Source organism: Bacteroidota bacterium, assembly GCA_016722375.1.
Taxonomy (GTDB): domain Bacteria; phylum Bacteroidota; class Bacteroidia; order Chitinophagales; family LD1; genus Bog-950.
In genome coordinates this window covers 309,452-334,076 of record JADKJG010000001.1, presented here as the reverse complement: position 1 = coordinate 334,076, position 24,625 = coordinate 309,452, and the positions used below count along the sequence as shown (strand labels likewise).

15 protein-coding genes and 10 pseudogenes are annotated in these 24,625 nt (G+C 49.0%); 1 reads left to right on the top strand and 24 read right to left on the bottom strand.

What is annotated here, in order from left to right:
- Nucleotide 1: 1 nt before the first annotated feature.
- The 19 genes and pseudogenes from IPP77_01495 to IPP77_01405 form a co-directional block, all read right to left on the bottom strand.
- A complete protein-coding gene (locus IPP77_01495; protein ID MBL0308398.1) occupies nt 2-2,653 on the bottom strand; it encodes a hypothetical protein in 2,652 nt (883 codons plus the stop codon).
- 135 nt (nt 2,654-2,788) lie between these two features.
- Nucleotides 2,789-3,037, bottom strand: a complete 249-nt coding sequence (locus tag IPP77_01490; protein ID MBL0308397.1) for a hypothetical protein — start codon at nt 3,035-3,037, stop codon at nt 2,789-2,791.
- Nucleotides 3,038-3,171: 134 nt separating this feature from the next.
- The gene (locus tag IPP77_01485; protein MBL0308396.1) at nt 3,172-6,087 is read right to left on the bottom strand and encodes a hypothetical protein; all 2,916 of its coding nucleotides are present in this window, start codon (nt 6,085-6,087) and stop codon (nt 3,172-3,174) included.
- An 825-nt stretch (nt 6,088-6,912) separates the two neighbouring features.
- Nucleotides 6,913-9,078, bottom strand: coding sequence for a hypothetical protein (locus tag IPP77_01480; GenBank protein MBL0308395.1), 2,166 nt, complete (start codon nt 9,076-9,078; stop codon nt 6,913-6,915).
- A gap of 152 nt (nt 9,079-9,230) precedes the next feature.
- The gene (locus IPP77_01475; protein MBL0308394.1) at nt 9,231-9,575 is read right to left on the bottom strand and encodes a hypothetical protein; all 345 of its coding nucleotides are present in this window, start codon (nt 9,573-9,575) and stop codon (nt 9,231-9,233) included.
- A pseudogene (locus IPP77_01470) lies at nt 9,575-10,256 on the bottom strand (hypothetical protein). Before IPP77_01470 ends, IPP77_01475 begins: the two are co-directional and overlap by 1 nt.
- A pseudogene (locus tag IPP77_01465) lies at nt 10,247-10,354 on the bottom strand (hypothetical protein). The pseudogenes IPP77_01470 and IPP77_01465 overlap by 10 nt, the downstream one beginning before the upstream one ends.
- Nucleotides 10,351-10,569 carry a hypothetical protein gene (locus tag IPP77_01460; protein MBL0308393.1) on the bottom strand — a complete coding sequence of 73 codons (219 nt, stop codon included), beginning with the start codon at nt 10,567-10,569 and terminating at the stop codon, nt 10,351-10,353. The pseudogene IPP77_01465 and the gene IPP77_01460 overlap by 4 nt, the downstream one beginning before the upstream one ends.
- Before the next feature lie 58 nt (nt 10,570-10,627).
- Nucleotides 10,628-10,945, bottom strand: a pseudogene (locus tag IPP77_01455) (hypothetical protein).
- A 7-nt stretch (nt 10,946-10,952) separates the two neighbouring features.
- Nucleotides 10,953-11,788: pseudogene (locus IPP77_01450) on the bottom strand (hypothetical protein).
- Nucleotides 11,682-12,006: pseudogene (locus IPP77_01445) on the bottom strand (hypothetical protein). Before IPP77_01445 ends, IPP77_01450 begins: the two co-directional pseudogenes overlap by 107 nt.
- Entirely contained in the window at nt 11,915-12,418 is a 504-nt protein-coding gene (locus IPP77_01440; GenBank protein MBL0308392.1) for a hypothetical protein, read from the bottom strand. The pseudogene IPP77_01445 and the gene IPP77_01440 overlap by 92 nt, the downstream one beginning before the upstream one ends.
- A pseudogene (locus IPP77_01435) lies at nt 12,330-13,072 on the bottom strand (hypothetical protein). Before IPP77_01435 ends, IPP77_01440 begins: the two are co-directional and overlap by 89 nt.
- A pseudogene (locus IPP77_01430) lies at nt 13,070-13,756 on the bottom strand (hypothetical protein). The pseudogenes IPP77_01435 and IPP77_01430 overlap by 3 nt, the downstream one beginning before the upstream one ends.
- Before the next feature lie 696 nt (nt 13,757-14,452).
- A pseudogene (locus IPP77_01425) lies at nt 14,453-14,593 on the bottom strand (hypothetical protein).
- 27 nt (nt 14,594-14,620) lie between these two features.
- Nucleotides 14,621-14,980, bottom strand: a pseudogene (locus tag IPP77_01420) (hypothetical protein).
- A gap of 341 nt (nt 14,981-15,321) precedes the next feature.
- A complete protein-coding gene (locus tag IPP77_01415; GenBank protein ID MBL0308391.1) occupies nt 15,322-15,669 on the bottom strand; it encodes a hypothetical protein in 348 nt (115 codons plus the stop codon).
- 120 nt (nt 15,670-15,789) lie between these two features.
- Nucleotides 15,790-16,740, bottom strand: coding sequence for a PorP/SprF family type IX secretion system membrane protein (locus IPP77_01410; protein ID MBL0308390.1), 951 nt, complete (start codon nt 16,738-16,740; stop codon nt 15,790-15,792).
- 9 nt (nt 16,741-16,749) lie between these two features.
- Nucleotides 16,750-18,033 carry a gliding motility-associated C-terminal domain-containing protein gene (locus tag IPP77_01405; protein MBL0308389.1) on the bottom strand — a complete coding sequence of 428 codons (1,284 nt, stop codon included), beginning with the start codon at nt 18,031-18,033 and terminating at the stop codon, nt 16,750-16,752.
- A 524-nt stretch (nt 18,034-18,557) separates the two neighbouring features.
- Here IPP77_01405 and IPP77_01400 point away from each other — a divergent pair.
- Complete coding sequence (locus IPP77_01400) at nt 18,558-19,355, top strand: SDR family NAD(P)-dependent oxidoreductase (GenBank protein MBL0308388.1); 798 nt, start codon at nt 18,558-18,560, stop codon at nt 19,353-19,355.
- A 6-nt stretch (nt 19,356-19,361) separates the two neighbouring features.
- Here IPP77_01400 and IPP77_01395 read toward each other — a convergent pair whose 3' ends face one another.
- The 5 genes and pseudogenes from IPP77_01395 to IPP77_01375 all read right to left on the bottom strand — a co-directional run bounded on the left by IPP77_01395 (nt 19,362) and on the right by IPP77_01375 (nt 24,590).
- Nucleotides 19,362-20,447 carry a DUF1295 domain-containing protein gene (locus IPP77_01395; protein MBL0308387.1) on the bottom strand — a complete coding sequence of 362 codons (1,086 nt, stop codon included), beginning with the start codon at nt 20,445-20,447 and terminating at the stop codon, nt 19,362-19,364.
- A gap of 720 nt (nt 20,448-21,167) precedes the next feature.
- Nucleotides 21,168-21,926, bottom strand: a complete 759-nt coding sequence (locus IPP77_01390; protein MBL0308386.1) for an ABC transporter ATP-binding protein — start codon at nt 21,924-21,926, stop codon at nt 21,168-21,170.
- Nucleotides 21,917-22,929 (bottom strand): annotated as a pseudogene (locus IPP77_01385) (BtrH N-terminal domain-containing protein). Before IPP77_01385 ends, IPP77_01390 begins: the two are co-directional and overlap by 10 nt.
- The gene (locus IPP77_01380; protein ID MBL0308385.1) at nt 22,926-23,327 is read right to left on the bottom strand and encodes a hypothetical protein; all 402 of its coding nucleotides are present in this window, start codon (nt 23,325-23,327) and stop codon (nt 22,926-22,928) included. The pseudogene IPP77_01385 and the gene IPP77_01380 overlap by 4 nt, the downstream one beginning before the upstream one ends.
- A gap of 114 nt (nt 23,328-23,441) precedes the next feature.
- Nucleotides 23,442-24,590, bottom strand: coding sequence for a beta-ketoacyl-ACP synthase III (locus IPP77_01375; protein ID MBL0308384.1), 1,149 nt, complete (start codon nt 24,588-24,590; stop codon nt 23,442-23,444).
- Nucleotides 24,591-24,625: the final 35 nt, after the last annotated feature.

Sequence of the window (24,625 nt, the reverse complement as noted above, 5' to 3'; positions counted from 1 at the left end):
GTCACCGCCCGTCGCCCAGCATCACCATGTTACTGGCGGTGGCTGTGGCATTGGCGCCGATCGCTGTGGCGTTGGTTAATGTGCCTGTGTTCACATTGGCACCGTGTCCAACACCAGTGTTATAGGAGCCGGTAGTAACCGAACCCAATGCTTCGTAACCCAGAGCTGCGTTAGAACCACCGCTTTGGGAAAGTTGTAATGAATAAGTGCCAACTGCCGTATTGTTGGAACCAACAGTATTAGCTTTAAATGTCTGGTAACCCATAGCGACATTACCGGTACCGGAAGTATTGGCAAGCATAGCTTCTTTACCAACCGCGGTGTTGCCATATCCTTCTGTGTTGAATTGTAATACTGACGTTCCCAAGCCTACATTATCGTTTCCTGTTGTATTATTTTGTAACGAACTTAGGCCTACGGCCACATTGTAGCTTCCAGATGAATTAAGCAGCATTGAAGCTTGTCCAACCGCCACATTGCCAAAGCCCATATTGTTATGAAGCGCTTCGCTTCCTAATGAAGTATTCCAGCTACCCATGGTGCTGTTTGCCATTGAATACCAACCCACTGCTGTATTTCCAGAATCATACTGACTTGCGCTTAGAGCATGAAAACCCAAGGCGGTGTTCTGAATGCCCTCCGTATTTCCCGCCAATGCCTTTGAGCCGATGGCGGTATTATCAGCCCCTATTGTGTTGCTATATAAAGCGCTGTCGCCAATGGCAATCATGTTGTTAGATGCTGAGGAATTGAATAGAGCGTCGGTACCAATAGCAATATTATCGTTTCCGCTGTAGTTAAGATACAGTGCCTGACCACCTATTGCTACGTTATTATTTCCGATTATGTTGTTTTGAAGAGAACTATACCCAACAGAAGTATTAGAAATCCCGCTACCGTTTCCGAAGAGGCTGAAGGTGCCTAGAGCTGTATTGCGATATCCATAGCCATCGGCATATAAGCTCTGAACCCCCACCGCAGTATTATACTGCCCCGAGCTTTTATTAAACATACTCATGCAGCCAATGGCAGTATTCATTTCACCATCTACATGGTGGTTCAATGCTCTTTCGCCTATGGCTGTATTTCCTCCGCTATAAGATGATTCAATTTCCATGCTACCATAACCAAAAGAGGTATTAAGAGCAGAAACCCCTCCCGCATAATGATTGTTAGTTTTAAACCGCAAGCCTACACTATCAATAGTGCCAATGAAATTACTAGTATCTGTTCCGGTATTACCATTTACGTTCCAGCCTGAGCCGCCACCGCCCGGCAATACCACAAAGTTACCGTTGTATATGGATAGGGTGTCGTTAGATATACTAAGTGTCTGTCCATCGGAACCGGCACCGCCACCGGCTTGCCAGGTGGCATTACCTTCGTCATCGCTGGTTAGTACATAATTAGCCGGAGGGCTTGCCCCATTTACCCGATAACGCATGGTGCCATCCACATGTAAAGTGGCAGTAGGGGTGGTAGTACCTAAACCCATATAACCGCTTTTAAGTAAAGTTAAGGCAGTAGATCGGGTCATATCATCAGTACCGTTGCTCACCGAAAATATCCTGTCCCTTGAATCAAAAGCAGTGGTGCTATAAGCTGGATCTGCGGTACCATAAATTCCAACTATAAATTCGCCAAACGAACTTGCAAAATTTCCAACACCGCCGCCTACGGACGAATAATCTCCCTGGGTAGAATTAGATTCACCCCCTGCAATAGTTGAAAAAGAACCACTAGCATTATTGGAACTTCCACCCGCAACAATGGTATATTCGCTACTGGCATTGTTATTATAGCCGCCACCAATAAAACTAGCAGCGCCTAAAGAATTATTATTATTGCCACCCGCAACAACCGAGAAACTGCTATTGGCGTGATTGTTGAACCCACCACCCACAGTTGCTTCATCTAGAGCGGTATTATATCCACCACCAGCTATGGTCGCTCTTTGTCCAAATGTTGTATTAAGCATGCCACCACCAATGGTTGAATACTTATACGTTGCACCGTTGCCATAGCCCCCGCTGACCGTTGCATAAGTAGGATCACCACCGCCGTTGCCGCCAATGGTGTTGCTCGTACCAAATGATACGTCGCCTTCCGGAGTTAATATACCTCTTGTAATACTATCAACTTTTATGATAAAGCCGATAGAATCGGTGGTGCCTATAAAGTTAGTAGCTGTATTGGTGCCTGGGTTGCCGGTTATATTCCAACCGGAGCTTGCTCCGCCCGGCAACACCACATAGTTGCCATTAAGAATAGAAAGCGTATCGTTTGAGATGCTGAGGGTCTGCTCATCGTTTCCGCCACCACCACCACCCGAACTGCCCAAGGCACTGGTAACCTGGAAGTTGGTTCCATCATAAACCAAGGTCACGATCTGTCCAATTAGAATGTCGCCGGAGGCTATGTCAGTATTTGCCTGCTTTTTAAGTGTCTTTGCCCCCAAACTATTCACATTGATAGTGGCCGCCCCGGTGTTGCCAAAGTTGGCTTTAAAGGTGACCGATATTCCATTGCTATAAGAAAACACGCCCGGAAAGGTAAGCGTATAGGCATTGGATGAGCCGCCTGAAACCAATTGAACCTGAGAATAGGCCGAGAGGCAGATGGCGAACTGCAAAATGATTAAGTACTTTTTCATAAAATTCTTTTTAAACCTTTACTTCTTTGTTTCTTTATCTTACTAATCGTTATCCTTAAAAAGCTAATCAACTATTTAATACTGTTACTTTATTTTGTTTTCCACTCATTTTAACAAGAAAAGAGGTCTTTTGGATCATTCCAGAAAGTTTTCCAATGTTTGGTGAACTTTCTCCAAACTTTGTTGAGCGGTCACCAGACTTTGTTGAGCGGTCACCAGACCTTGTTGAGCGGTCACCAGCCTTTGGTGAGCAGTCACCAGACCTTGGTGAGCAGTCACCAGACCTTGTTGAGCAGTCACCAGACCTTGGTGAGCAGTCACCAGACCTTGGTGAGCAGTCACCAGACTTTGGTGAGCAGTCACCAAACCTTGCAGAAAGGTCACCAAACCAGACAAAAGGTGCTCCTAAGTTTGAGGAAACCTCCCGAATGCTTCCCAATTTCTGATAGTACGTTTTCATCTTTTCTTCAAATTTTTATTAGACCGCTCCGAAAGCTGCCCAACCTATAATCCTGTTTTTATTTCAACAATACTTTACCCAAATTGCCCGATGAAGGGGCTGTGAGCCAAACACCAATACTGGTTCCTGCACCCGGGCTGCCAATGGCATCTGCTCCCCCGGCGGTGGTGCTGGTGATGCAATGCTGTCCTCTTAATATAGTGCCGTTGGCTTTTACATTGGCAATACCCGAAACTGCGACACGACAAACAGAACCATTTGCAATACCACTTTCATACACTACCCCAATTACGGCTGTGTTGCCTTGGGCGGTAGTGGTGATAAATGAATTGTCGTTAGATGGGTCGGCAATCACTATATCACCTGCGACAGATGCTGAGCCTGTGCGGTTGATAAGCAGGATGGTAACTACTCCATTGGAAGCTACTGTAGAACCATTGCTCAAACCTACATCGCCCACTACGTTCAACTTACTGACAGGGGCTGTGGTTCCTATACCAACTTTAGTATCCGCAGTTGCATTGTTTATACCATTGATGGAGCCGAGTACCATCGTGTTAGATGCACTCACCATAGCTTGGTACCCAATAGCACTGGCATTAGTGAGGTTACCGGAACCTACATCGCCAAATGCTCCAATAACTAGGTTGTTTTCGCCGGTAGTATTAGTGTACATCGTTTGCATCCCAATAGCTATGTTGCTATAGCCTGATTGATTTTGCATGAGTGCATTCTCGCCTATTCCCACGTTCCAACCGCCGGAGTTAATCCCTACCATAGCTTGAAGGCCTATTGCTACGTTGCCATTCCCGGATTGGTTATTGAGCATAGACCAAGTGCCAAGAGCTACGTTGTCGGAGCCATTACCGGATTGAAGTGCAGTATAGCCCACGGCAACGTTTCTTATGCCGCTTGTGTTTCCGTTCAACGCACCGTTCCCGATACCTACGTTATAGGTTCCATCAACGTTACTGGCAAGGGCATTGCTGCCCATGGCTACGTTGTCGGTACCGGTGGTGTTCTGTAGCAAGCTATGAAAACCTACAGCTGCATTGTCTGTACCTGATTGATTATATTCCATGCTTCCATTTCCGATGGCGGTATTCTGATTCCCCTCATCATTTTGTTCTAATGCACCGGTACCAAATGCTGTATTGCGTATGCCGGTAGTTAAATTACTAAGAGCGAAACGACCGAGCGAGTTATTTCCGCTTAAATCTAAAAGCCCTGCCTTTTCTCCACCCACTTTAAATCGCAAGGCCTCTGAGTTGTTAGTACCGATAAAAGCGGAATCATCAGCCGTATTGCCGGTTACGTTCCAACCGGAACTCGCGCCGCCTGGAAGCACTACAGAATTTCCATTGAGAATAGAGAGCGTGTCGTTAGAGATGCTGAGTGTTTGTGCATCGGAGCCGCCTCCACTTGTTAAACTAGCAGCAGTGCGTTTGCGGATTACACCCCCTGCATCAATGGTGAGAATGCTATCGGCATCGGTGGCATGTAATACTGTATCAATTTCTACTTGCCCGTTTACGTGCAATGCTTGTTGAGGAGTGGTAGTGCCGATACCTACTTTGGTATTTTCAGTAGCTCCGTTTACGTCCTTGATAGAACCAAGCACCATGCTGTTGTCAGCGTCAACTTGAGTTAAAGCGCCAATGGCTGTACGGTTGCTCCCATTCACAGAAGTTTTGTAACCTACTGCTGTGTTGTAAGCACCTCCTGCATTTTCGCCTGCAAAGGTTCCTATAGCTGTATTATACCATCCATACATTAAATTACGCAATGAATGGTATCCTACGGCTGTGTTATTCCAAGAGCCATCATAGGCACTTTTGAGTGCTTCAGATCCTACTGCTGTTGATTGACCAACATCGGCAGCTGAGCCTAATGCATTAAACCCTATAGCCGTAATGCCTCCAGATCCGTAAGCACCAATGGATGCTCCCCCTGCACCGTTGCCTAGAATAACGTCATCATTATAGCCTAACTCTAAACGACCGTATTGGTCAAAAATCATTCGGGTATTGTTATTGCTGTTTGTTTTAAATAACAGAGGTTGGTCATCCTTAGTTCCGATAAAGTTTACAGTTGTATCAGTGCCAGCATTTCCGGTGAGGTTCCAACCGGAGCTTGCGACGCACGGAAGCTCTACATAATTGCCATTCAGAATAGAAAGTGTGTCGTTGGAGATGCTGAGTGTTTGAGCATCTGAGCCGCCTCCACTCGTACTATCGCAATATTCGCAGGAGAGGTTATAAAGACTAACACTATCACTATTAGAGAGTTTTAGCCAATAAGTTGATGGGTCGTAAGCGAGTTGTTGGTCATCACCTCCATCTGCCCCTGTGGCACCGGTTGCGCCCGTTGTTCCCGTTGCGCCAGTAGCTCCATTAGTACCGTTCGTGCCGTTGGTTCCATCTGCACCTGAAGGACCCGTTGCACCTGTAACTCCGGTATCACCCGTACTTCCAGTGGCGCCGGTATCACCAGTCGCCCCTGTAGCACCTGTTGCGCCTGTTGTTCCTGTTGCACCGGTATCTCCATTAGTACCATTCGTGCCGTTAGTTCCATCTGCACCTGAAGGTCCAGTTGCACCTGTAGCACCCGTAGCGCCGGTATCACCCGTTGCACCTGTACTTCCAGTAGTTCCTGTATCACCAGTCGCCCCAGTAGCACCGGTTGCACCGGTATCTCCATTAGCACCGTTCGTGCCGTTGGTTCCATCTGCACCTGAAGGGCCTGTGGCACCTGCACCCGTACTTCCTGTAACTCCAGTATCACCATTCGCCCCTGTAGCACCGGTTGCGCCCGTTGTTCCCGTTGCACCGGTATCTCCATTAGTACCATCTGCACCTGAAGGACCCGTCGCTCCTGTAACTCCAGTAGCACCCGTTGCTCCTGTAGAGCCATCTATTCCGCTGGGCAACACCACGAAATTGCCATTTAGAATAGAAAGTGTATCGTTAGAGATGCTGAGTGTTTGAGCATCAGAGCCGCTGCCACTTGTACTATCACAATATTCGCAGGAAAGGTTAAAAAGACTAACACTATCACTATTAGAGAGTTTTTAGCCAATAAGTTGATGGGTCGTAAGCGAGTTGTTGGTCATCACCTCCATCTGCCCCTGTGGCATAGGGTTGCGCCTGTTGTTCCAGTTGCGCTGGTATCTTCATTAGTGCCATTCGTGCCGTTTGTTCCATCTGCACCTGAAGGACCCGTTGCACCTGTAGCGCCAGTATTACCAGTCGCGCCTGTGGCACCTGTTGTTCCTGTCGCACCGGTAGCTCCATTAGTACCATTCGTACCGTTTGTTCCATCTATTCCTGAAGGGCCTGTTGCACCTGTAACCCCCGTATCACCTGTTGCTCCTGTGGCACCTGTGGCGCCTGTTGTTCCCGTTCCACCGGTATCTCCATTAGTACCGTTCGTGCCGTTGGTTCCATCTGCACCTGAAGGACCCGTTGCACCTGTAACTCCCGTAGAACCTGTACTTCCTGTAGGGCCAGTATCACCAGTCGCCCCTGTAGCACCTGTTGCGCCTGTTGTTCCTGTTGTTCCTGTTGCACCGGTATCTCCAGTAGTACCATTCGTGCCGTTCGTTCCATCTACACCTGAAGGACCTGTAGCACCTGTAGCTCCCGTAGAACCTGTACTTCCTGTAGGGCCAGTATCACCAGTCGCCCCTGTAGTACCGGTTGCGCCTGTTGTTCCAGTTGCGCCGGTATCTCCATTAGTGCCGTTCGTGCCGTTTGTTCCATCTGCACCTGAAGGACCCGTTGCACCTGTAACTCCGGTATCACCCGTACTTCCAGTGGCAGTAGGTATCACCAGTCGCCCCTGTAGCACCTGTTGCGCCTGTTGTTCCTGTTGTTCCTGTTGCACCGGTATCTCCAGTAGTACCATTCGTGCCGTTCGTTCCATCTACACCTGAAGGACCTGTAGCACCTGTAGCTCCCGTAGAACCTGTACTTCCTGTAGGGCCAGTATCACCAGTCGCCCCTGTAGTACCGGTTGCGCCTGTTGTTCCAGTTGCGCCGGTATCTCCATTAGTGCCATTCGTGCCGTTTGTTCCATCTGCACCTGAAGGACCCGTTGCACCTGTAGCGCCAGTATTACCAGTCGCGCCTGTGGCACCTGTTGTTCCTGTCGCACCGGTAGCTCCATTAGTACCATTCGTACCGTTTGTTCCATCTATTCCTGAAGGGCCTGTTGCACCTGTAACCCCCGTATCACCTGTTGCTCCTGTGGCACCTGTGGCGCCTGTTGTTCCCGTTCCACCGGTATCTCCATTAGTACCATTCGTGCCGTTCGTTCCATCTGCACCTGTGGCACCCGTATCGCCCGTTGCACCTGTAACTCCGGTAGAACCTGTGGCTCCTGTTGCTCCATCTGTTCCGCTTGGGCCAGTATCACCTGTACTTCCTGTGGCACCGGTATCACCCGTTGCTCCTGTTGCACCTGTAACCCCCGTATCACCTGTTGCTCCTGTGGCACCTGTGGCGCCTGTTGTTCCCGTTCCACCGGTATCTCCATTAGTACCGTTCGTGCCGTTGGTTCCATCTGCACCTGAAGGACCCGTTGCACCTGTAACTCCGGTATCACCCGTACTTCCAGTGGCGCCGGTATCACCAGTCGCCCCTGTAGCACCTGTTGCGCCTGTTGTTCCTGTTGTTCCTGTTGCACCGGTATCTCCAGTAGTACCATTCGTGCCGTTCGTTCCATCTACACCTGAAGGACCTGTAGCACCTGTAGCACCTGTAGAACCTGTACTTCCTGTAGGGCCAGTATCACCAGTCGCCCCTGTAGTACCGGTTGCGCCTGTTGTTCCAGTTGCGCCGGTATCTCCATTAGTGCCATTCGTGCCGTTTGTTCCATCTGCACCTGAAGGACCCGTTGCACCTGTAACTCCGGTATCACCCGTACTTCCAGTGGCGCCGGTATCACCAGTCGCCCCTGTAGCACCTGTTGCGCCTGTTGTTCCTGTTGCACCGGTATCTCCAGTAGTACCATTCGTGCCGTTCGTTCCATCTACACCTGAAGGACCTGTAGCACCTGTAGCTCCCGTAGAACCTGTACTTCCTGTAGGGCCAGTATCACCAGTCGCCCCTGTAGTACCGGTTGCGCCTGTTGTTCCAGTTGCGCCGGTATCTCCATTAGTGCCATTCGTGCCGTTTGTTCCATCTGCACCTGAAGGACCCGTTGCACCTGTAGCGCCAGTATTACCAGTCGCGCCTGTGCGCCTGCTTGTTCCTGTCGCACCGGTAGCTCCATTAGTACCATTCGTACCGTTTGTTCCATCTATTCCTGAAGGGCCTGTTGCACCTGTAACCCCCGTATCACCTGTTGCTCCTGTGGCACCTGTGCATGCTGTTGTTCCCGTTCCACCGGTATCTCCATTAGTACCATTCGTGCCGTTCGTTCCATCTGCACCTGTGGCACCCGTATCGCCCGTTGCACCTGTAACTCCGGTAGAACCTGTGGCTCCTGTTGCTCCATCTGTTCCGCTTGGGCCAGTATCACCTGTACTTCCTGTTGCACCGGTATCGCCAGTCGCGCCTGTAGCGCCTGTTGTTCCTGTTGCACCGGTATCTCCATTAGTACCATTCGTGCCGTTAGTTCCATCTGCACCTGAAGGTCCAGTTGCACCTGTAGCACCCGTAGCGCCGGTATCACCCGTTGCACCTGTACTTCCAGTAGTTCCTGTATCACCAGTCGCCCCAGTAGCACCGGTTGCACCGGTATCTCCATTAGCACCGTTCGTGCCGTTGGTTCCATCTGCACCTGAAGGCCTGGGCCCTGCACCCGTACTTCCTGTAACTCCAGTATCACCATTCGCCCCTGTAGCACCGGTTGCGCCCGTTGTTCCCGTTGCACCGGTATCTCCATTAGTACCATCTGCACCTGAAGGACCCGTCGCTCCTGTAACTCCAGTAGCACCCGTTGCTCCTGTAGAGCCATCTATTCCGCTGGGCAACACCACGAAATTGCCATTTAGAATAGAAAGTGTATCGTTAGAGATGCTGAGTGTTTGAGCATCAGAGCCGCTGCCACTTGTACTATCACAATATTCGCAGGAAAGGTTAAAAAGACTAACACTATCACTATTAGAGAGTTTTAGCCAATAAGTTGATGGGTCGTAAGCGAGTTGTTGGTCATCACCTCCATCTGCCCCTGTGGCACCGGTTGCGCCTGTTGTTCCAGTTGCGCCGGTATCTCCATTAGTGCCATTCGTGCCGTTTGTTCCATCTGCACCTGAAGGACCCGTTGCACCTGTAGCGCCAGTATTACCAGTCGCGCCTGTGGCCCTGTTGCTCCTGTTGCACCGGTAGCTCCATTAGTACCATTCGTGCCGTTTGTTCCATCTATTCCTGAAGGACCTGTTGCTCCTGTAACCCCTGTATCACCTGTTGCTCCTGGCACCTTGGGCGCCTGTTGTTCCCGTTCCACCGGTATCTCCATTAGTACCGTTCGTGCCTGTTGGTTCCATCTGCACCTGAAGGACCTGTTGCACCTGTAACTCCCGTAGAACCTGTACTTCCTGTAGGGCCAGTATCACCAGTCGCCCTGTAGCACCTGTTGCGCCTGTTGTTCCTGTTGTTCCTGTTGCACCTGTATCTCCAGTAGTACCATTCGTGCCGTTCGTTCCATCTACACCTGAAGGACCTGTAGCACCTGTAGCTCCCGTAGAACCTGTACTTCCTGTGGGGCCAGTATCACCAGTCGCCCCTGTAGTACCGGTTGCGCCTGTTGTTCCAGTTGCGCCGAAGTTCCATTAGTGCCGTTCGTGCCGTTTGTTCCATCTGCACCTGAAGGACCCGTTGCACCTGTAACTCCGGTATCACCCGTACTTCCAGTGGCGCCGGTATCACCAGTCGCCCCTGTAGCACCTGTTGCGCCTGTTGTTCCTGTTGTTCCTGTTGCACCGGTATCTCCAGTAGTACCATTCGTGCCGTTCGTTCCATCTACACCTGAAGGACCTGTAGCACCTGTAGCTCCCGTAGAACCTGTACTTCCTGTAGGGCCAGTATCACCAGTCGCCCCTGTAGTACCGGTTGCGCCTGTTGTTCCAGTTGCGCCAGTATCTCCATTAGTGCCATTCGTGCCGTTTGTTCCATCTGCACCTGAAGGGACCCGTTGCACCCTGTAGCGCCAGTATTACCAGTCGCGCCTGTGGCACCTGTTGTTCCTGTCGCACCGGTAGCTCCATTAGTACCATTCGTACCGTTTGTTCCATCTATTCCTGAAGGGCCTGTTGCACCTGTAACCCCGTATCACCTGTTGCTCCTGTGGCACCCCTGCATGCCTGCTGTTCCCGTTCCACCGGAATCTCCATTAGTACATTCGTGCCGTTCGTTCCATCTGCACCTGCAGACCCGTATCGCCCGTTGCACCTGTAACTCCGGTAGAACCTGTGGCCCTGTTGCTCCATCTGTTCCGCTTGGGCCAGTATCACCTGTACTTCCTAGGCACCGGTATCACCCGTTGCTCCTGTTGCACCTGTAACCCCCGTATCACCTGTTGCTCCTGTAGGCACCTGTGGCGCCTGTTGTTCCCGTTCCACCGGTATCTCCATTAGTACCGTTCGTGCCGTTGGTTCCATCTGCACCTGAAGGACCCGTTGCACCTGTAACTCCGGTATCACCCGTACTTCCAGTGGCGCCGGTATCACCAGTCGCCCCTGTAGCACCTGTTGCGCCTGTTGTTCCTGTTGTTCCTGTTGTTCCTGTTGCACCGGTATCTCCAGTAGTACCATTCGTGCCGTTCGTTCCATCTACACCTGAAGGACCTGTAGCACCTGTAGCTCCCGTAGAACCTGTACTTCCTGTAGGGCCAGTATCACCAGTCGCCCTGTAGTACCGGTTGCGCCTGTTGTTCCAGTTGCGCCGGTATCTCCATTAGTGCCATTCGTGCCGTTTGTTCCATCTGCACCTGAAGGACCCGTTGCACCTGTAACTCCGGTATCACCCGTACTTCCAGTGGCGCCGGTATCACCAGTCGCCCTGTAGCACCTGTTGCGCCTGTTGTTCCTGTTGCACCGGTATCTCCAGTAGTACCATTCGTGCCGTTCGTTCCATCTACACCCGAAGGACCTGTAGCACCTGTAGCTCCTGTAGAACCTGTACTTCCTGTAGGGCCAGTATCACCAGTCGCCCCCTGTAGTACCGGTTGCGCCTGTTGTTCCAGTTGCGCCGGTATCTCCATTAGTGCCATTCGTGCCGTTTGTTCCATCTGCACCTGAAGGGACCTGTTGCACCTGTAGCGCCAGTATTACCAGTCGCGCCTGTGGCGCCTGTTGTTCCTGTTGCACCGGTAGCTCCATTAGTACCATTCGTGCCGTTTGTTCCATCTATTCCTGAAGGACCTGTTGCACCTGTAACCCCCGTATCACCTGTTGCTCCTGTGGCACCTGTGGCGCCTGTTGTTCCCGTTCCACCGGTATCTCCATTAGTACCATTCGTGCCGTTCGTTCCATCTGCACCTGTGGCACCCGTATCGCCCGTTGCACCTGTAACTCCGGTAGAACCTGTGGCTCCTGTTGCTCCATCTGTTCCGCTTGGGCCAGTATCACCTGTACTTCCTGTTGCACCGGTTGTCGCCAGTCGCGCCTGTAGCGCCTGTTGTTCCTGTTGCACCGGTACTCCCATTAGTACCATTCGTGCCGTTAGTTCCATCTGCACCTGAAGGTCCAGTTGCACCTGTAGCACCCCGTAGCGCCGGTATCACCTGTTGCACCTGTACTTCCAGTAGTTCCTGTATCACCAGTCGCCCCAGTAGCACCGGTTGCACCGGTATCTCCATTAGCACCGTTCGTGCCGTTGGTTCCATCTGCACCTGAAGGCTGTGGCCCTGAACCTGCACCCGGTACTTCCTGTAACTCCAGTATCACCATTCGCCCCTGTAGCACCGGTTGCGCCCGTTGTTCCTGTTGCACCGGTATCTCCATTAGTACCATCTGCACCTGAAGGACCCGTCGCTCCTGTAACTCCAGTAGCACCCGTTGCTCCTGTAGAGCCATCTATTCCGCTGGGCAACACCACGAAATTGCCATTTAGAATAGAAAGTGTATCGTTAGAGATGCTGAGTGTTTGAGCATCAGAGCCGCTGCCACTTGTACTATCACAATATTCGCAGGAAAGGTTAAAAAGACTAACACTATCACTATTAGAGAGTTTTAGCCAATAAGTTGATGGGTCGTAAGCGAGTTGTTGGTCATCACCTCCATCTGCCCCCTGTGCACCGGTTCGCCCTTGTTCCCGTTGCGCCAGTAGCTCCATTAGTACCGTTCGTGCCGTTGGTTCCATCTGCACCTGAAGGACCCGTTGCACCTGTAACTCCGGTATCACCCGTACTTCCAGTGGCGCCGGTATCACCAGTCGCCCCTGTAGCACCTGGCGCCTGTTGTTCCTGTTGTTCCTTTGCACCGGTATCTCCAGTCGTACGTCCATCTACACCTGAAGGGCTGCGACCTGTAGCACCTGTAGCTCCGTAGAACCTGTACTTCCTGTAGGGCCGGTATCACCAGTCGCCCCTGTAGTACCGGTTGCGCCTGTTGTTCCAGTTGCGCCGGTATCTCCATTAGTGCCATTCGTGCCGTTTGTTCCATCTGCACCTGAAGGACCTGTGGCACCTGTAGCGCCAGTATTACCAGTCGCGCCTGTGGCACCTGTTGTTCCTGTCGCACCAGTAGCTCCATTCGTGCCGTTTGTTCCATCTGCACCTGAAGAGCCCGTGGCACCTGTTGCACCTGTAGCTCCTGTATCGCCAGTCGCCCCGGTTGCACCTGTTGTTCCTGTTGCACCGGTATCTCCATTAGTGCCGTTCGTCCCATTGGTTCCGTTGGTGCCATCTACTCCTGATGGTCCGGTAGCACCTGTTGCACCAGTAGCTCCATTCGTGCCGTTTGTTCCATCTGCACCTGAAGAGCCCGTGGCACCTGTGTCGCCTGTATCACCCATTGCACCTGTAACTCCGGTATCACCAGTCGCCCCTGTAGCCCCTGTAGCCCCTGTTGCGCCTGTTGTTCCTGTTGCACCGGTATCTCCATTAGTACCGTTCGTGCCGTTCGTTCCATCTGCACCTGAAGGGCCCGTTGCACCTGTAGCTCCGGTAGCACCAGTACTTCCTGTAGCGCCCGTATCACCAGTTGCACCTGTTGCGCCTGTTGTTCCCGTTGCACCGGTAGCTCCATTAGTACCATTCGTGCCGTTGGTTCCATCTGCACCTGAAGGGCCTGTGGCACCTGTAATTCCGGTAGCACCCGTACTTCCTGTAACTCCAGTATCACCATTCGCCCCTGTAGCACCGGTTGCGCCTATTGTTCCGGTTGCACCGGTAGCTCCATTAGTACCATTTGTGCCGTTTGTTCCATCTGCACCTGAAGGACCTGTAGCGCCGGTATCACCCGTTGCGCCTGTAGCCCCCGTACCACCTGTAGCTCCTGTGGCACCTGTTGCGCCCGTTGTTCCCGTTGCACCTGTAACTCCATTAGTACCGTTCGTGCCGTTCGTTCCATCTGCACCTGAAGGGCCTGTAGCCCCCGTATCACCGGTTGCACCTGTAACTCCGGTATCACCCGTACTTCCTGTAGCACCCGTATCGCCAGTCGCCCCTGTGGCACCTGTTGCGCCTGTTGCGCCTGTTGTTCCCATTGCACCGGTAGCTCCATTAGTACCATTCGTGCCGTTAGTTCCATCTGCACCTGAAGGACCTGTAGCACCTGTAGCTCCCGTATCACCGGTTGCACCTGTATCTCCAGTAGCTCCCGTACTTCCAGTAGTTCCCGTTTCGCCAGTCGCCCCTGTGGCACCAGTTGCGCCTGTTGTTCCCGTTGCACCGGTAGCTCCATTAGTACCGTTCGTGCCGTTTGTTCCATCTGCACCTGAAGGGCCAGTTGCACCTGTAGCGCCAGTATCACCCGTTGCACCTGTAACTCCAGTAGCACCCGTACTTCCTGTAGTGCCCGTATCGCCCGTCGCCCCTGTAGCACCGGTTGCGCCAGTTGTTCCGGTTGAGCCGGTATCTCCGTTAGTACCATTCGTGCCGTTCGTTCCATCTGCACCTGAAGGGCCAGTTGCACCTGTAGCGCCGGTGGCGCCCGTTGCACCTGTAACTCCGGTATCACCTGTACTTCCTGTAGTTCCCGTATCACCAGTCGCCCCTGTGGCACCGGTTGCGCCAGTATCTCCATTAGTACCGTTCGTGCCGTTTGTTCCATCTGCACCTGAAGCACCTGTGGCGCCGGTATTACCCGTTGCACCTGTAACTCCGGTATCACCTGTACTTCCTGTAGTTCCCGTATCACCAGTCGCCCCTGTGGTACCGGTTGCGCCCGTTGTTCCCGTTGCACCGGTAGCTCCATTAGTACCGTTTGTGCCGTTCGTTCCATCTGCACCTGAAGGGCCCGTTGCACCTGTGTCGCCGGTATCACCCGTCGCACCTGTAACTCCGGTATCACCTGTACTTCCTGTAGTTCCCATATCACCAGTCGCGCCTGTGGCACCGGTTGCGCCAGTTGTTCCGGTTGCACCGGTATCTCCATTAGTACCATTCGTACCGTTTGTTCCATCTGCACCTGAAGGGCCAGTTGCGCCGGTATCACCGGTGGCGCCTGTTGCACCTGTAACTCCGGTATCACCTGTACTTCCTGTAGTTCCCGAATCACCAGTCGCCCCTGTGGCACCGATTGCGCCCGTAGCTCCATTAGTACCGTTCGTACCGTTCGTTCCATCTGCACCTGAAGGGCCTGTTGCTCCTGTAGCGCCAGTAGCGCCGGTATCACCCGTTGCACCTGTACTTCCTGTAGTTCCCGAATCACCAGTCGCCCCTGTAGCACCGGTTGCACCTGTACTTCCCGTTGCACCTATAACTCCGGTATCACCCGTACTTCCTGTAGCGCCCGTATCGCCAGTCGCCCCTGTGGCACCGGTTGCGCCACTTGGACCAGTTGGGCCATTGGAACCATTGCCGAGCATAGCATCAACATAGGCTTTAACAGCCGCTTCGGTGGGTACAGAATAATTACTACTGTCACTTAAAGTAGGGTCTGTACTAATCTTGGCAATGGTATCCTGTCCTAAAATGAAGTATTGATTCACTTTTATTCCTCCTTGAAAGGAGGAACTACCTGTAACTACGAGTTGGTCAACCTTAACAGTTCCAGCCGGAACCCATTTCTGACCATCCCATCTTAATATCTCATTAACATCTAATCCGGTGACGTCAACGTTTTTATGTCCTGCATGTAAATATTGGGAGATGGAACATGTAACGCTGTATCTACGACTAAAGAATAAGGGACTGAAATAAGTTGCACATTTCCGTAAGCAATAAAACCGCTACCCATATCAATTTTCACTTCAAGAAATTTTTGTTCTGAAGCCCAATTTATTCTTGAAAAAGATGGCACTAGACCAGCACCGGTATTTGTTCCTTGTCCGATTTCTAAATTGAAGAGCCCGAATTGATTGGTGGTAACAAAATGTTCTTCTTCCCAGATGAGGTTCTGGAGTTGATCTTTTAAATCGAATCTGACGATCAGATTTTTGTTAGCCAATACGTTGCCAGTGCTATTTCGAGCGATCGCCCGATTAGTTGATCTTTGCGGGACCCCGGTTGGCTAATGGAATATTTCCCCAAAAGGAGAAACGATAGAAGTAAGGCGGCAATTATTCTTTTATTCCCAATCATGATATGGTGATTTATTTTTTTTACCAAAAATCGAATTACTGGTAGTTGCATTTTTGATTTTCCCTACTAAGATGCCGATGCAGATTTCGTGGCTGCCATAGGTGGAATTTGCGATTCCATTTAGTCCATATTTAAAGGTGTATTGGCCGGTGAATCGCTGTGCGATGATGACTCCAACTCCTCCACTGAAAATATTTTGTGCGCCAAAGCCTACATTGACGAAAAGCAGATTGTCGTATTTAACCGTTATAACAGCGTTATAGTTAATCGGAGAATGAAGGATATAGTCCAAGACAAAGGCAGGCTTCACAGCAAATTTCCGGTTAATCATCATTTCATACGCTGCATAAACCCGCGCGTGTATAGGCTGAGAATATAGAATTGATTTTCCATTCATCTTCATAGGTATTATGGCTGGAGCAGCGATGCCAATATTGAGTTTTCGCCACGCATAAGAGATGCCAAACGAAGCATTGATTCCCATTCCGTTTTTTACATTATCAGAATTCAGGGAAGGGTCATTTATTGGGTCGGAATTACTATTGTTGAAATCAAGATTTGTTTGGGTTACTGAAACACCGATTCCAACCGACACTTTTTGATCTGCACCAATTTTCAGATGATAAGCTGTAGAAACATCTACCCGGATATTTCTGAATGCACCAAATTTTTCAAAACGCAAGGAGGCGCCTAATCCCAAATTGCTTTTGACAATTCCATTATAATTCGCCCATGCGCTGTAAGGTGCTCCTTTCGTGCCGCTGAAATGATTGATATAGTTGACGAATATCTCATGATTCGTATTAAATCCGCTATAAGCGGGCGAAATAGAATAGGGATTGATGATAAACTCCTGATCCCGGAGTGAAGAACTTTGGGCATGTGAACACTTTGCCAGTAAAAATGTGAATAATAGAGCAGTGTAGATTTTCCCCATAAAAAGTTTTTACCGAATAATATTTGTTACTCCTTTTACTTCTGGTGTATCATCGCAGTGCAGTAAGTAGTAATAAGCTCCTGCATTGTTATTGTCTCCGTGCCAATCATTTTTGTAATTGTTATTAGTATAAACCAATAGACCTCTTTGGTCATAAACTTTCAACACACAATTGCTAAAAGCATCTGCGTTCGTGAAAAGCAAAATATCATTCTTGCCATCACCGTTTGGTGTAAGAAAGTCGTTTGCCGGCGCTAACTCTGTCGGTCGTTCTATTGTGGATACCGTAAACTGTTGAGAGGCAATGCAGCCGGTAGCACTTGTGACAACATAAGAGTAATAACCTGCTTGAGTAATCGTTTTCGTAGCATCAACGGTACTGTCACTCCAAAAAACAGATATGAAGTCACCGGTTACGGTTGCTATGTTAGACTGCCCTTCGAAAAACTGATTACCGAGAGACAATGTGTAGGAATTCATCACTGAAGAATCAACCACTACCAATTTGCGAATAGAATCTACACAGCTAGAACTATCAATTAATTTAAGCGTTACATAAAAAGTATCTGCGGAGTAATAAATATGTGTGGCTGTATCCGAATCAAAACTCAGTGTTCCATCACCGAAGCTCCAAATAGTTTGTTTCACGGGGCTATCACCCAATGTAGAAGTATTCACCAGATGGACCGGTGAATTAATACAGGTATTCTGAACGGTGATGTCTGCATTTGGCGGACGCTTAATCGTAATGTTTTTTACGAATGAATCTTTACAGCCTTGATCGGAGGTAGCTTTAAGTTTTATGGTGAAATCACCACCAAATGGATAAGTAAACATCGTGTTCATGGACGTATTATCACCCATACCGTCGTTGGTATAATCCCATTCATACGTGATGGGGGTATTGCCTTTGATTATCGTTTGATTAGTGAACGATGTCGGTGAGCCAAGACACAAACCAGACGTGATGAAAGCTGCTTCTGGGACTGGATCAACAATGACTGATTGGTAGGCAGAAAAAAATTCATTACCTGTAGAATCGGTAACCCTCAAGCGGATTTGAAAGGTATCTGCCGTGGAGAAAATATGAGTAATGCTATCACCCGAAGCGTCGGAAAAGAAGCCATCGTTGTTCAAATCCCAATCTACTAATTTAGTTTTAGGTAGGTGGCTGGTGTTATGAATCTCTGTATTTACACCATGGCAAACACGTGTGGAAGTAATCGTGAGATTAGCCCACAAACAATTCGCAAATAGTGTAAAAAGCACAGTGGTTCTGCTGTGTTTTTTCATAATAAGGGGGTTAGTTTAAATAGATACTAACGTGTATGTTCCGAGTGCAATATATAGTAATTGTTTAAATAGCTCGGTTCTATCATTAATTAATTTTGTAAAAATAGGCCCTAGTTATATAAGATTGAGGGATGATAAGTGGCGAAAAAGCCTTTAGGTAGATGCTTGAATTATCCGCTCCGTGGTAATCGGTGAATGTAAACGCAGAGGAGGTGCACCTATTAGTATTCCGTTACGTATTGTATCGCGATATTGACTGAGTGTAAAGATCGGTTGATTGTATCTCGCGTGAAAGTCGCGATGAAGATGATGAGTCCGCCAGGCGGATTTGGATTCCTCTCTCCGCTATATTAAATCCTGCCCAATAGTGGGATTTTTTGTTTTCGGTTGTTACACCGACTCGGCTTACATTGCTTCTAATTTCGTAGTCAGATAATACGAACCATAGCTAATCGTAATGAGAGGCTGCTATATGAACTCCAATTTATTATCATCGTACACAGAAAACAAAATCCCTCATCTTTATGCAGCTAAAACACAAATACGGTAATACAGCTTTAGTGGCAGGAGCATCAGAGGGTATTGGAGCAGCATTCGCCACTTTTCTTGCGGCTCAGGGGATTGATCTGATTCTCGTTGCCAGACGCAAAGAACCCTTAGCCATTTTCGCTGAACATTTGAAATCTGCATATAAAATTAATGTGACCAACATTTCCTGCGATTTAGCGGATACTAATGCCTCGCTACATATACAACAGGCTGTTTATGGTCGAGAAATTAACCTGTTGGTGTATAACGCGGCGCTTTCTCATATCGGAGCGTTTGAAAAAAAATCAATCGAGGATAATAATAGAATGGCTCAGGCTAATATGATTACACCGATGAACCTGATTCAAATATTTGGAGAGCCAATGCTTGAAAGGGGAAAAGGGGCAGTCATCATGATGGCTTCATTAGCGGGGTTTCAGGGCAGTGGGTTTTTATCAGTTTATGGAGCCACGAAGGCTTTTGATCGCACTCTGGCCGAAGGATTGTGGTACGAATGGAAAAGTAGGGGAGTAGATGTAATGGCCTGCTGTGCGGGAGCGACTTCTACGCCTAACTTCAATCGAACAAACCCAGCCAAAGCAAGTTTTTTTGCGCCCAAAGTCCAAACCCCGGAAGAAGTGGTAGCAGAATGTTTTGAGCAATTAGGTAAAAGGCCTTCGATGGTTGCCGGTGGTGGCAACAGGATAGCCTCTTTCATCATGCACAGACTGCTGCCCAGAAAGATGGCCATCAACATTATGGGAGACACCACCCGAAAATTATACGGGCATTGATGCTCCTCAATAGACAAAAGGAATAATCCGGTAAGGCACTCTTTTTATGTAAGTGTTCCACAAGGCTCCATATTTCAGAGCGCATCTTTTGTCATCATCCATTTGCCGTGGGAATAGGAGCGCTACATAATAAAGCGGGTAAAGCCAGGGCCAGATTAAATCAGGATGGCCGGTGCAAAGCACCAGACCGGTAGCCATGAGAATTTCACCCAGATAGTTGATGTGTCTGCTCAAGCCCCAAAATCCATTAACGAGCAGTGTTTTATTTCCATCGCTGATCGCTTCTGGTTTTATTCCTAAAAAGGACTGCTGCGAATTTTTCTTGAAATAGTACTTCTGCAAATTTGCCCCACGAGATATTGCCCAGCCGCCAAAAAATATGAGCGCATATATCATCCATACCCAATTGGATAAAACAGCCGGTTGCAGATCTACAGTGGACCATAGTGGAATGGCATAGAAGTATGGATAAAAGGCGATGCAGCCCCATCCCAATTTAAATCCGACCCGCTCTGCAAACAAATCATAAGTATAGAGATGGACCTCTTCGAAGGTGAGATAATCCGTAAGGAAGAATGTGAGCAGGGCTGTACAGAGATAAATCCCTGTAGATGCTTCTGCGCCGAATACCAGATAGTGATGCGCGCAAAAACTGAGTGCATTCAGTTCCAGCATCACAGCTCCTATTAAATAAAGCCACATCTTGGCATCTATTCTTCCGCCCCATAATTGCGGATTCTTCAGTCTGCCTAAAAAGAAATCAGCGAGGAATGATCGTTTTACCGGTGCATTCGGCAGCACGAAGGCAAACGAAAAGATTAAACCAAATATCACCGCACCGGTGAGTCCTTCCCAGCGATAAAGATAAAGCCAGTCCCAGGGCATCAGTTTTAAATAGCCAAGCAAAAACCAAACCGCTACTACGGTAAACAAAACGATTATTCCATTGAGGTGGTATTTCAATTTTTCTTCTGTACCGGGTTTCGTGACATAGCCGGTCACCCAACGACCGGGCAGCAAGGCGTTGAGAATGAAAATAAGTGCATAGACCAACACCGGTGCCATGAACCCTGCTATTTGCTCTATATTCATTTGTTGTTTTTTGAGGGCAATGAAAGTGGATTTTAGCCGAAAATACTTAAAACGGTTAAAGGATTTTGCTTTCTGAAGAAATCAAAAAAGTAAGCGCCGTTAAAAAAGCGGTCCCCTATACAAGATGCTCATCAGCTTCTGTCTGATGCAACCCTAACTTATGAATGGGTCGCTTACGCTGACTATTATAGAACAGGGATTAACCGCTATAGCGACAATCCTAACCGCTATAGCACGGGTAATAACCAATATAGCCGACATCTTAACTGCTAATGCCGCTATCTTCACTTGCCATACAGGTTGATATGTGTAACCTTCTGGAAAAGACCATCCAACAGGCGGAAAGCGGGGACCACAACAAAATTGCGTACTGGAACCCGGTGTTTCTGTAAACCAAAGATTTATTTCCCCTGCTGCAGAGTCCCCAAAAGGAGAATCCGCGAGGTGGCATAAAATAGCTCCCGACTATCGAGTACCAGCGGACAGATTGACCTGTCGGCTCCCGACCATTGAGTACGAGCGGAGGGACTAACCAGTTACCTCCGCCGTAGAGTCTCTTTTTCAATATTTGGCAAATGGGGCCTTGGACCCCACCATACCGTTCTCGATAAAACAAATGCCGACGTAGTTTCCACAGGGCTGTTTTGCGCTTCCTAAGTATATTGAGATTACAATTAGGTAATTGAGCTTTGTTGGTCTCTCGGTAATCTAATCTTCAAATCAGGAATCCCTATAGGACCTGCCGGTGAGTTGTAGGAATAATCCTTCCAGTCCGGTTTGTTGATGTTCGCAGAGGAGAGTTTGGGTGTCGTTTTGTGCGATGATTTTTCCTTCGTCAATCAGGGCTACGCGGGTGCATAGAGATTCGGCTTCGGTCAAATGATGGGAGGTATAAACCAAAGTAGTTCCTGTGGCGTTCAGTTGTTTGAGGTAGTCAATGATGGCATGGCGGGTTTGTACGTCCACACCGGTGGTGGGCTCATCCAGAAAAAGAATCTGCGGACGATGGATTACGCCGATAGCGAGGTTGACGCGGCTTTTCATGCCGCCGGAGAACTTGGACACGGCTTTGTTCGCCACTGCACTCAATCCCAATACTTCCAACAGTTCTTCGGTTCTTTGCTTGATTTCTTTTCCCTCCAAGCCCGACCAAGCACCGAAGAACTGGAGGTTCTCTACCGGCGAAAGCTCGTTATAGAAAGAATGTTGTTGAGGAATGAATCCAAATGTTTTCTTGACTTCGTTTCGATTGCTTTCTGTGTCACGACCTAATATCTTTATGCTGCCCTCATTCTTTTGCAGCACTCCGGTCATGAGATTCATCAGGGTGGTTTTGCCGGCACCGTTGGGGCCGAGCAAACCAAAGCGTTCACCGGCGGCAATCTGGAGGTTGAAATCTTGAAACACCACACCGGAGTTTTCGGAATAGCGAAAGTTCAGATGCTCAATGCTGATGGCGGAGGCGCGGGCTACTTCCATTTTGTTTTTAATAAAGTTTTAAAAGCCACTTTTTCTTTGGCCGCAATTTCGAGCAGCATATCGCTCATGGTGTTGAAGTCTTGCTGGCTGGTGAGCCGACCTTTATAAATAGCCGATGCCTGAACGGATGAATTGCGCCACAGGTCGCCGATAGCGGTGAACTCTTTGGAGGATGCTAAAAGTTGATCGTTGGAAATATATGCGTGCGCCTGTTGCAAGAAGGCGGCATAGACAAAACGGAAGCCGGCGCCACCGGTACCTATTTCTTCGCCCATGCGGACTAACTGCGCGAGGTAGATACCTCCTTTGCGCACGCCGAGGCTTTCGCGCCATGTTCTGATGCGCCCGGCGGTGAAGCGGATACCGGCGATGCCGAGAATCGGCACCGGTGTTTCGGTCATGAACCAAGAGGCGTGTTTAATGCCTTTGATGATGGCCTTGCGGATTCTTTCTTCGCTCACTTCTTTTACATCCTTCGGATAATAAATTTGTCCCTTGGGGGCTAAAGGACCTTGTGCAAAACGAACCCGGTCTAAATCATGGCTGCTTAAAGTAGTAACGGTTTCCATCACCGGATCGCTGATTAGGTAGTTGTCACCCTCCTTCCCATACACGACGAGATTGTGCGCATTGAAGTGAAAGCGGAACTCTTTGGGAAAGTAGGTGAGGTAATATACGCCCACTTGGCATCCTACCGGTTGGTTGGCGGCAATGCGTTCATCTAAAAACTGTTGTGCTTTCTCGTGTGAGCTAAATTTTTTCTGACTACTGTAACTCCCAGCGCCTTACAAGTGCGGTCGAAAATATATCCGGGCATGGTGCGAAAGGAAATTGCGGGACCGTTATTTATTTTCAGAAAAGGAATGTGGATGTAAAAGATACCTGAACCGATACCAAAAGCAAGCGGTTCGGTCATTTGGTGCATACCCGCATGGCGAAGTAAATTGGTGGTCACTCCGTTTTCGCAATGCGCTGCCTGAATGTGCTGATAATCAATTTTCATTCGGGCTTCATCTTTTTGAGGCTTTCAACGCTTACGTCGAAAACCTCCGCATATTTCTGCAACTTCTCTTCAGAAAGGTTTTTGAAAACGGATGGCTTCAGATGTCGCTTGACCGTCCATTGCCAGAAGCCGGTGTAGGAGGCCACCAAAGAAATATCCATCATGTTTAATTCGATGAAAAATAGGAGGGGGCTGGCTTCTCCTTTCTCTACCTTTTGTCGTGCCTGCGCCACGCGCTCTTGTGCTTCTTCCCAGGTGATGCCGAGTGCGTCGGCCTTTACCTGCCAGCCGGTGCTGAGTCCAACGGTATAATTGCCTGAATCATCCACCGCATAACATACTTCTTTGGTGAACTTTTCGAGCGCGCTGTGGTCTTGTGGTATTTCTTCTTTTTTCATAGGAATGGAACGCTGCTAACGCGAATGCAACAGATAGGCGCGGACAAATATCTGCTTAAATTTTAGAATCAGGTTTTGTCCGTACGGGACCGCATCATCTGTGTTCTATATTATTTAACAGACGGTCAGCAAGGCATAGACATAGGAGAAGCGTGAGCTCTCCGGTACCATCAAAAGGATTTTTTCTCCTGCCTTGAGGCGGTTGGCTTTGAACAACTCATCCACCATGACATAAATGGAACCGGCGCCGATGTTTCCAACAGAGGACAAATTGGTGAACCATTTTTCACGTGGAATACTAATCCCTTTTTCTTCTAATTTGGCAGCAATTTTTTTTCTGAAAAACTCGCTGGAGATATGCGGCAGGAACCAAGAAAGGGAAGAGATGTCTATTTCCTTCTTGTCAATGATACTTTTCAGGGTTTGGTAGCCTAATTCAATAATGTGTTCGTCTAGCAGTTTCACATCCTGTTTCATGGCGAGGATGGATTTGCCGGCAATCTCGTCGGGCATATATTCCATATAGCTCTGCAAAGTTCCGTCGGGAAGTTTATCGCAACCCTGATACATGCAAGGTTTTAATTTATGAGCGAAGGAGGAACACTCCATCCATTCGATGCGCAGCGATAATCCTTTGTCGTTCTTTTTGTCGGTCAGAAAAAATGCACCCGCGCCGTCAGAAAGCATCCAGCGCAGAAAATCTTTTTCAAAAGCGATATATGGGTTTTCTATAAGTGCCTCTAACTTTTTAGCTTCTTCTGAAAACATAGACGCACACATCAGTGGTGAGGTGCGCTCTGAACCGGTGGACACCGCCTTTTGTATTTCGCCAGATTTGATAGACAGATAAGCATACTTCATGGCGTGAAGCCCCGTGCAGCAATTGCCGGAAGGCGTAATGACTTCAATGGCGTCTGTTTCGGGAAGCCAGCCATGCACCATCACCCCGTGTGAGGGCATGATTTGGTCTGGTGATGAAGTGCCGCAGGCCAGCAGTTCAATATCTTGTAATTCTTCAGGGTTCTCTTTAAATAGTTCGCGAATGGCAAGGGAAGCCAACTGTGCATTGGTGTGGGTTGTTTTTCCGTTTTTGTCTAAGGCATAGAACCTCCTTACGATTCCGTTACTTCTCAAAATCAGATTCTTGGTTTTGGATGTTTTGCCGTTGATCAGGCCCAAATAAGTCTCTATTTCATCGTTTGAAACAGGATTATTCGGCAAAAAGTGTGCGGTGCGGTTAATATATACTTCCTTCGATGACATAATTCAATTTGATAATAGGTTCTTCATTTTTTCGA

Coding starts and splice junctions, on each gene's coding strand:
- IPP77_01495 (MBL0308398.1), bottom strand. CDS start 2,653: ATGAAAAAGTACTTAATCATTTTGCAGTTCGCCATCTGCCTCTCGGCC.
- IPP77_01475 (MBL0308394.1), bottom strand. CDS start 9,575: ATGGAGATACCGGTGGAACGGGAACAACAGGCGCCCAAGGTGCCAGGA.
- IPP77_01440 (MBL0308392.1), bottom strand. CDS start 12,418: ATGGAACCAACGGCACGAACGGTACTAATGGAGCTACTGGCGCAACGG.
- IPP77_01410 (MBL0308390.1), bottom strand. CDS start 16,740: ATGGGGAAAATCTACACTGCTCTATTATTCACATTTTTACTGGCAAAG.
- IPP77_01405 (MBL0308389.1), bottom strand. CDS start 18,033: ATGAAAAAACACAGCAGAACCACTGTGCTTTTTACACTATTTGCGAAT.
- IPP77_01400 (MBL0308388.1), top strand. CDS start 18,558: ATGCAGCTAAAACACAAATACGGTAATACAGCTTTAGTGGCAGGAGCA.
- IPP77_01395 (MBL0308387.1), bottom strand. CDS start 20,447: ATGAATATAGAGCAAATAGCAGGGTTCATGGCACCGGTGTTGGTCTAT.
- IPP77_01390 (MBL0308386.1), bottom strand. CDS start 21,926: ATGGAAGTAGCCCGCGCCTCCGCCATCAGCATTGAGCATCTGAACTTT.
- IPP77_01380 (MBL0308385.1), bottom strand. CDS start 23,327: ATGAAAAAAGAAGAAATACCACAAGACCACAGCGCGCTCGAAAAGTTC.
- IPP77_01375 (MBL0308384.1), bottom strand. CDS start 24,590: ATGTCATCGAAGGAAGTATATATTAACCGCACCGCACACTTTTTGCCG.